General features: G+C 65.2%; 8 protein-coding genes and 1 tRNA gene. 5 read left to right on the forward strand and 4 right to left on the reverse strand.

All coding sequences use genetic code 11. The features are described 5' to 3' along the window. Nucleotides 1–11: 11 nt before the first annotated feature. Nucleotides 12–824: an MBL fold metallo-hydrolase gene (locus HQ354_RS23575; RefSeq protein WP_222635749.1), complete on the forward strand. Its 813-nt coding sequence runs from the start codon at nucleotides 12–14 to the stop codon at nucleotides 822–824. Here HQ354_RS23575 and HQ354_RS23580 read toward each other — a convergent pair. Beyond that, the gene (locus tag HQ354_RS23580; RefSeq protein ID WP_222635750.1) at nucleotides 804–1,415 is read right to left on the reverse strand and encodes a TetR/AcrR family transcriptional regulator; all 612 of its coding nucleotides are present in this window, start codon (nucleotides 1,413–1,415) and stop codon (nucleotides 804–806) included. The two genes, HQ354_RS23575 and HQ354_RS23580, sit on opposite strands and share 21 nt — an antisense overlap. Nucleotides 1,416–1,513: 98 nt before the next feature. Here HQ354_RS23580 and HQ354_RS23585 point away from each other — a divergent pair, with 98 nt between their 5' ends. Next, nucleotides 1,514–2,431 carry an SDR family NAD(P)-dependent oxidoreductase gene (locus HQ354_RS23585; RefSeq protein WP_222635751.1) on the forward strand — a complete coding sequence of 306 codons (918 nt, stop codon included), beginning with the start codon at nucleotides 1,514–1,516 and terminating at the stop codon, nucleotides 2,429–2,431. 152 nt (nucleotides 2,432–2,583) lie between these two features. On the opposite strand, the gene HQ354_RS23590 is transcribed toward HQ354_RS23585, so the two are convergent. Further along, a tRNA-Thr gene (locus HQ354_RS23590) sits at nucleotides 2,584–2,658 on the reverse strand. 89 nt (nucleotides 2,659–2,747) lie between these two features. Here HQ354_RS23590 and HQ354_RS23595 point away from each other — a divergent pair. Beyond that, nucleotides 2,748–4,235, forward strand: a complete 1,488-nt coding sequence (locus tag HQ354_RS23595; protein ID WP_222635752.1) for a threonine/serine exporter ThrE family protein — start codon at nucleotides 2,748–2,750, stop codon at nucleotides 4,233–4,235. On the opposite strand, the gene HQ354_RS23600 is transcribed toward HQ354_RS23595, so the two are convergent. Together HQ354_RS23600 and HQ354_RS23605 are read right to left on the reverse strand one after the other, a co-directional pair. After that, a complete protein-coding gene (locus tag HQ354_RS23600) occupies nucleotides 4,232–4,486 on the reverse strand; it encodes an MbtH family protein (RefSeq protein ID WP_068425313.1) in 255 nt (84 codons plus the stop codon). The genes HQ354_RS23595 and HQ354_RS23600 overlap by 4 nt on opposite strands. 107 nt (nucleotides 4,487–4,593) lie before the next feature. Beyond that, nucleotides 4,594–5,403 carry an alpha/beta fold hydrolase gene (locus HQ354_RS23605; RefSeq protein ID WP_222635753.1) on the reverse strand — a complete coding sequence of 270 codons (810 nt, stop codon included), beginning with the start codon at nucleotides 5,401–5,403 and terminating at the stop codon, nucleotides 4,594–4,596. Nucleotides 5,404–5,518: 115 nt separating this feature from the next. Between HQ354_RS23605 and HQ354_RS23610 the strand changes: the two genes are divergently transcribed. Both HQ354_RS23610 and HQ354_RS23615 read left to right on the forward strand, forming a co-directional pair. Next, nucleotides 5,519–6,046, forward strand: a complete 528-nt coding sequence (locus HQ354_RS23610; RefSeq protein WP_068425320.1) for a general stress protein CsbD — start codon at nucleotides 5,519–5,521, stop codon at nucleotides 6,044–6,046. 29 nt (nucleotides 6,047–6,075) lie between these two features. Then, on the forward strand, nucleotides 6,076–6,765 hold the full coding sequence (locus HQ354_RS23615; protein WP_222635754.1) for a hypothetical protein: 690 nt from the start codon (nucleotides 6,076–6,078) through the stop codon (nucleotides 6,763–6,765). Nucleotides 6,766–7,002 lie beyond the last annotated feature (237 nt).

The following is a 7,002-nucleotide window of genomic DNA, read 5'->3' on the forward strand; positions in this document are numbered from 1 at the left end:
TTGTCTCGGACATGGCGCCGGTCACGAGCCCACCTGCACCCGACGGCTCTCCATCCCGGTGGTCGCCGCTGTCTCACGTACTGGTCCACGGACCATCCGAGGCGCTACTGACCGACCCGCCTATCGCACGCGCCCAGGCAGACGTACTGATCGAGTGGCTGCGGAGCCGGAAAGTCGCGTTGCGCTACATCTACTTGACCCATGCTCACTTCGACCACTTCGGGACTACGAATTACCTCCGGCGCACGTTCCCCGATGCGGTCGTGGTGGCGAGTCGCGCCGTTCTCGACCGGATCGCGCGCGAGACCCCGAACGGTCAAGTGTCGCAACGGTATCGAGCGTTCTTCGGCTCCGATCTGCCGCCCGAGCCCGTCACTGTTCACGGAACCCCCGTCCCGGGCACCGGTCTCGAGCTCGACGGACGTCGAGTGTTCTCGGTGGATGTCGGGCATTCGGACACCGACGACACCACCGTGCTCCACGTCCCGGACCTCGGCCTGGTCGTCGCCGGCGACGTCGTCTACAACAACGTGCATCAGTACCTCGGTGAAACACGCGACGGTGGCCTCGAGTCGTGGCAGCACGCGCTCGACCAGGTCGCGGACCTCCGGCCCGACATCGTCGTCGCCGGTCACAAAGACCCACGCCGAGGTGACGACCCGACAACCATCGACGACACTCGCCGCTACCTCGACCGTGTCGCGCCGGTCATCGACCGCACGGGCGACGCTGTCCACTTCTTCCAAGACGTCAAAGCAATCGATCCCGATCGAGTCAACCCGTGGGCGATCTGGCTCGGCGCCCTAAGACTCTTTCCGCGCTGACCTCGAATTCGACACTCGCCGACCCATGTCGACCGGCCGTAACCCATCGAGCACCACTTCGGTTGCGACCGCGCCCAGTTCTCGGTCGTAACCGTGCATGGCCTGACATCCGACGACCAGCACCTTGAGCTGAGCGGTGTCGATGTCGGACCGTATCGTGTTCGCTGCCCGAGCTGCGGCCAGCAAACCGTCGAGCAACGCCAGAAAGTCGGCTTCCGCGTCGGGAACGACCACCGTCACGTCGATCCCGACGCCCGCCAACGCGTCGACCAGGCCGCGGTCCGAGGCACCCCACCGGAGCACCAAGGCGCGAACGAAGTCGTACACCGCCTCGCCCGGCGTCGATCCGCCGAGCAACGCATAGCCGTCGGCGATCAGACCGGCCATTCGCTCACTCACCACAGCCCGGAACAGATCGTCCTTCGCAGGAAAGTGCCGATGCACGGTACCCGCTCCCACACCGGCCCTCCTCGCGATCTCGTCGAGCGAGACTTTCAACCCGTCGGCCGCGAACGCTTCGTACGCAACTTCGACGACACGTGCCCGATTACGGGCCGCATCCGCACGCAAAGGCTTACCGGACGAACTCACTTCTCAGCTCCTCGACTTGACTAAGCGGGGCGGTCGCCCCGTATATTGGCGTTATGCGGGGCGAGCGCCCCGGATGAAGCCATCTTACGGAGGACACCATGACGTCGTGGACCGCATCGGACATTCCATCGCAACAGGGCAGGACCGCGGTGGTGACAGGAGCCAACAGCGGGCTGGGATTCGAAACCGCGCAGGCTCTCGCATCGAACGGCGCGCATGTCGTGATGGCCGTCCGCAATCTCGACAAGGGCCGCGAGGCCCTGGGCCGCATCACCTCCGCATACCCGGCAGCGTCGCTCAGCCTGCAGCAACTGGACCTGTCCTCGTTAGCGTCGGTCCGCACGGCGGCCGCAAAGCTCCGGTCCGATCATGACCGCATCGATCTGCTCGTCAACAACGCCGGCATCATGATGACGCCATACGGAACCACCGCCGACGGATTCGAATTGCAGTTCGGCACCAACCACCTCGGCCACTTCGCGCTCACCGGACTGCTGATGGACCGCATTCTCGCCGCGCCCGGTTCACGCATCGTCACCGTCAGCAGCGTGGGGCACCGCTTCGTTCGCGGCATCCGCTTCGACGATCTGCAATGGGAACGCGACTACACGCGCACCGGCGCGTACGGACAGGCGAAACTGGCAAACCTCATGTTCACCTACGCATTGCAGCGACGACTCCGCGGTACCGACACCTCCGCAGTCGCCGCCCACCCCGGCGGATCGAACACCGACCTCGCGCGGAATCTGCCTTTTCCCCTTCGAATCCTGACGAACCTCACCGCCCCCCTCCTTGCTCAGCCCGCTGATCGCGCCGCCCTCCCGAGCCTGCGAGCCGCAACCGACCCCGGCGTCCTCGGTGGCCAGTTCTACGGACCCGACGGTTTCCTCGGGCAACGCGGCTACCCCACCGTCGTCACTTCCACCCAAGCCTCCTACGACCTCGAAGCACAACAACGGCTGTGGGACGTCTCCGAAAAACTCACCGACGTCGAGTTCGGTCGACTCTCCGTGTGACCTGCCGATCCGCGGGCAAGATCCCGGGTCGCGCGAATCGCAAAACCCAGGTGAACGACCACCGCCAAATCCGGCTCGAACCCGGAACGAGCGGCTGTAGACAAGCCAAAAAGAAAAGGCCCCAACCAGATTCCCTGGTCGGGGCCTTTTCGTGGAGCCCCCTAACGGGATTGAACCGTTGACCGCTCGCTTACAAGGCGAGTGCTCTACCGCTGAGCTAAGGAGGCGTTGTGCGTCAGTCACTATAGCCGTTCACGTGACTATCAGTCCCAGCAGGTACCTTGTCGGAGGATCAACCCAGCGACAGAAAACGGACATGACCTTCCTGCACGACTTGACGGCCACGCTCAGCCGTCTGACGGGTGAGCGTCGCGCCACCATCGATACGCCCACTGCAGCACCGTCGCCGCTGCAGCCGATCGACCTCACCGACGACGCGGTCGTCGCCGAGGTGCTGGACCTGGCGGTGCGCGTCGGCGAGGTTCTTCTCGCCTCGGGCACCTCTGCGACGGATACTGCAACGCAGGTGCAGTTCATCGCCGCGACGTACGGTCTGGCTCGCACCGATGTGGATGTCACGTACAACTCGATCACTCTCAGCGCCCACCGCGGCCCGACGCGTCCGCCGTCGACGACGATGCGCATCGTCCACTACCGCTCGATGGACTTCACGCGTCTGGCGGCCGTCGACCGGCTGATCCGCGGCGTCCGCATGAAGATGATTCCGCCACCGATCGCGCGCGAGACGTTGGACCGGATCACGACGGCTCCCCACCCGTACAACCGCTGGATCGCGACGTTCGCGTGGGCTGGAATGGCCGCGTCCATCGGCGTGCTGCTCGGTGGCGGCGTCCTCGTCGCGGTCGTGAGCTTCCTGACGACGATGGTGATCGACCGCATCGGCCGCGTCCTGAATCGCGCCGGCCTTCCGTTCTTCTTCCAGCAGGTCGTCGGTGGCTTCGTCGCCGCGACGCCTGCCATCACGCTCTACAACTTCCAGGACCAGCTGGGGATCTCCATTTCCCCGTCGCAGGTCATCGCCGCCGGTGTGACGGTACTGCTGTCGGGATTGTCGCTGGTCGGCTCGGTACAGGACGCGATCACCGGGGCACCGATCACGGCGTCGGCCAGGTTCTTCGAAGTTCTGATGATGACGGGCGGCATCATCGCCGGCGTGGCGACGTCGCTCAAATTGGCGGCCATCATCGGTATGGACTTGCCGCTGATCAGCAACACACCACCACCGGACATCACGCAGGTGCCGACGAAAGTGCTTGCAGGTGCGGCGGCGTCGCTGTTCTACGCGCTGGCCTGCTACGCCGAGAGGCGTGCACTGACGGCGGCGTTCTTCGGCGGTTTCGCGGGCGCGCTCGGCTATCTGATCGTGCAGCAGCTCGACACTGGCCCGATCATCGCATCGGCATTCGCCGCGACGGTCGTCGGGTTCGCCGGTGGTCTGATGGCTCGTCGAGCATTGATTCCACCGTTGATCGTGGCGGTCGCAGGCATCACGCCCTTGCTGCCCGGTCTGTCGCTCTACCGCGGCCTGTACGCCATGTTGAACGAGCAGTTGCTCATCGGCATCAGCTCGTTGTTCGCCGCCTTCGGCATCGGCTGCGGACTCGCCGCAGGGGTGACCCTCGGTGAGTGGGGAGCCCGTACGCTGCGGCGTCCGCGCATTCTCGCGCGCACGGAAGAGCTTCTGCGTCCTACTCTTCGACGCACAGAAGAACCGCGCCGCCCGACGACTCGTCGGCGACGCGGTTCTCCGGAAAAGACCACTCAGAAGGAGCGCCGGGTCTAGGCCTCGGGCTTGCCTTCAGCGGACTGACGTGCAGCTGCGTCGGCCTCCATGGCCTCGCGGAGGCTACGCGGACGCATGTCGGTCCAGTTCTTCTCGACGTACTCCAGGCATGCCGCGCGGCTGTCCTCACCGAAGACGACTCGCCATCCCTGAGGGACGTCGGAGAACGTCGGCCACAGCGAATGCTGATCTTCGTCGTTGACCAGTACGAAGAAGCGTCCGTCTTCGTCATCGAATGGATTGGTGCTCATCTCGCCTCACTCGTCACAAACGTGTTGTTTATCGGCAGTCTTCACTGTGAAGTGCCCCCCGACCCTAGCAACGCACAGTATCGCACCGGGGCGCCAGCTTCTTCAGCTCAGCTGCGCAGAAAGTCCAGGATCGCGTCGTTGATCGCGTCGGGCCGCTCGAGATAGCCGTAATGGCCGACGTCGGGAATCTCGACGTACTGTGCGCCGGGAATCGACTTCGCGAGCTCGGCGCTGAGGTACGCCGGAATCATGCGGTCGTGTTCGAACCCGACCGACAGGCACGGCACCGTGATCCGGCTGTAGACGGCACTGCGATCGAACCGGTCGTCCATGCCGAGCTGGGCCCGCACGCCCGGCGATGTAGGCGCAGTCGAGAACTCGAACAGATCGAGCCAGTCGCGTGCGCCCCGCGAATCGGCGAGCGTCGTCGGCGACAGGTTCATCACCGCGGTGACCGCGGCCGCATACGTGGGCGGCAGTTCCGTCTTCGAGTCCGCGAGCGCGCGCTCGCCGTCGCCCAGCGTCTTCTGGAACTCGTCGAGACGGGCATGACCGGCCAGGAACACCGCCTTGCGCAGCAGATCCGGACGCGTCAGCGCCAGCTCCTGGGCGACACGCGCACCCATCGAGGTTCCGACGACGAACGCCTTCTCGTCACCGTCGCGGACCAGCTCGATCAACGCGGCGGTATCGGCGACGAGATCGTCGATGGTCATACCCTGGGCGCTCTCGTACGACGGCGCGATTCCCCGGTTGTCGAAATAGCAGACGCGGTAGCCGGCCGCCGTGAGTGCGGGAACCTGGTGAAGCTCCCATACGCGGCCGGGGCTGCCGGTGCCCATGATGAGCACGACCAGGTCGCCTGTCCCCTTGACCTGGTAGTTCAGCGATATCCCGTTCACGGTCGCAATCGGCATGTAACTCCTTCGAATAAGTCCCTGGTGCTCGCGAAGAGCTTAGTGCTGGTTTCTGTCGTCGACCACGGGGTAGTCCTGCCACGACCCGATCGCGACCATGCGAGGAGTAGCCCAGATGAGCGATGACAGAGCATCCGACCAGGCACGAAAGAGCCTGTTCGACGCGGCCAAGGGGAAAGCCAAAGAGGTCGTGGGTGCCGTCACCGGTAACGACGAACTGACCACCGAAGGCCAACTGCAGAGCGCCCAGGCGCGCGAGCGCAAGGAAGCCAAGGCCGCCGAGCTCGCTGCCGAGGCGCAGGCACAGGACGCGGCCGAGGAATTGGCGTCGGCGAAGAACATCGCGGAAGAACAGCGCGAGGCGGCGAGCGAGAGCGCGGACGAGGTCGAGGCGAACGCTCGACGTGTCCGACAGGAGCAACACCTCGCCGCCGAACAGGCCAAGAGCCAGGCCATCGCCGACGCGTCGACGCAAGCCGAGATCGACGCGCAGGCCGAGCAGATCGAAGCCGCTGCGGAAAGACGGTCCGACGCGACCGAGGCCACCAAGGAAGAAAGCGACGCCGTGCGCGAGCACAGCGAAGACATCGCCGACGCCGACGCTCTGCGGGCCGAGGCCGATCGGGCGCGTCGGAACGCATGACACCCCTGAAGTCGACAAGGAGATTTGCCATGAACGCGCTCAGCATTCCGATGTCCATTCTGAGACTGCAGTACAAGATCGTTCGGATCCCACTCCAGCTGTTCGAGACCAACGTCGTTCAGCGACGTGACACCGAAGACCCGGCGCGGCTCGCGTACGAGCGCACGGTCGGAACGTTGGACAAGGAAGACCCGGCGCGGCTCGCGTACGAGCGCACGGTCGGAACGTTGGACAAGGTGATCGGCGGCGCACTCGGCGCCGGCGACATCGAGCGGCGCGGGTCGAAGCTCGTCGAGCGAACGGACGATCTCGCCCGCGCGAGCCGACTCGACGAGCTCGCCGACGAAACCGAGGCCCAAGCGGATCAGAAGTTGGAGTCCGCCCGCGAGGCCGCGCACAAGGAGCGTGCGGCAGCGGCCGAGGCCGCCGACGACGCTGCACGTGAGGCTCGCCGCGAGGCCGAGGAGCGCAAGCAGCAGGCAGCCCAGGACGCGGAAGAGCGTGCGGCCGCAGAGAAGCAGCGTGCCGACGAGCTCGCCGCATCGCGCGTCGAGGAAGCCCGCAAGGCCGAGGAGAAGCAGCGCGAGCAGATCGCCAAGGTCGAGGAGATCGTCTCCGCGCCCGCGGAGGCCGAACTCGCCGACGCCGCCGAGCACCAGGAAGAAGCCGAGGCCAAGAAGGAAGAGGCCGAGCGGATCGAGAAGTTGTTCAAGCAGTAGTGCGCCTTCGGCGCCCGTGCGCGGATAGTCGGTCTCCGCTGCATGTCCAGTCCATAGACATATGAGAGTCGTATGTCTACGGACATGTGAGACACGCTTGCTGGCGTCGTAGGTGTGGGGCACCTGAATCGGCTAGGGAAGATTCCATGGCCAGAACGGGTGCGCGCCTCATGCAACTGATCGATGCTGTCCTCATCGCGGTAGTGGTGGAGAAAGTGGATCCGGCGTCGGTGTTCG

It is taken from the genome of Rhodococcus sp. BP-261, assembly GCF_019835205.1.
GTDB lineage: Bacteria > Actinomycetota > Actinomycetes > Mycobacteriales > Mycobacteriaceae > Rhodococcoides > Rhodococcoides kyotonensis_B.

Bases quoted from the DNA above. Each gene is read 5' to 3' on its own strand.
- HQ354_RS23575 (WP_222635749.1), top strand. From the start codon at position 12: ATGGCGCCGGTCACGAGCCCACCTGCACCCGACGGCTCTCCATCCCGG.
- HQ354_RS23585 (WP_222635751.1), top strand. From the start codon at position 1,514: ATGACGTCGTGGACCGCATCGGACATTCCATCGCAACAGGGCAGGACC.
- HQ354_RS23595 (WP_222635752.1), top strand. From the start codon at position 2,748: ATGACCTTCCTGCACGACTTGACGGCCACGCTCAGCCGTCTGACGGGT.
- HQ354_RS23600 (WP_068425313.1), bottom strand. From the start codon at position 4,486: ATGAGCACCAATCCATTCGATGACGAAGACGGACGCTTCTTCGTACTG.
- HQ354_RS23605 (WP_222635753.1), bottom strand. From the start codon at position 5,403: ATGCCGATTGCGACCGTGAACGGGATATCGCTGAACTACCAGGTCAAG.
- HQ354_RS23610 (WP_068425320.1), top strand. From the start codon at position 5,519: ATGAGCGATGACAGAGCATCCGACCAGGCACGAAAGAGCCTGTTCGAC.
- HQ354_RS23615 (WP_222635754.1), top strand. From the start codon at position 6,076: ATGAACGCGCTCAGCATTCCGATGTCCATTCTGAGACTGCAGTACAAG.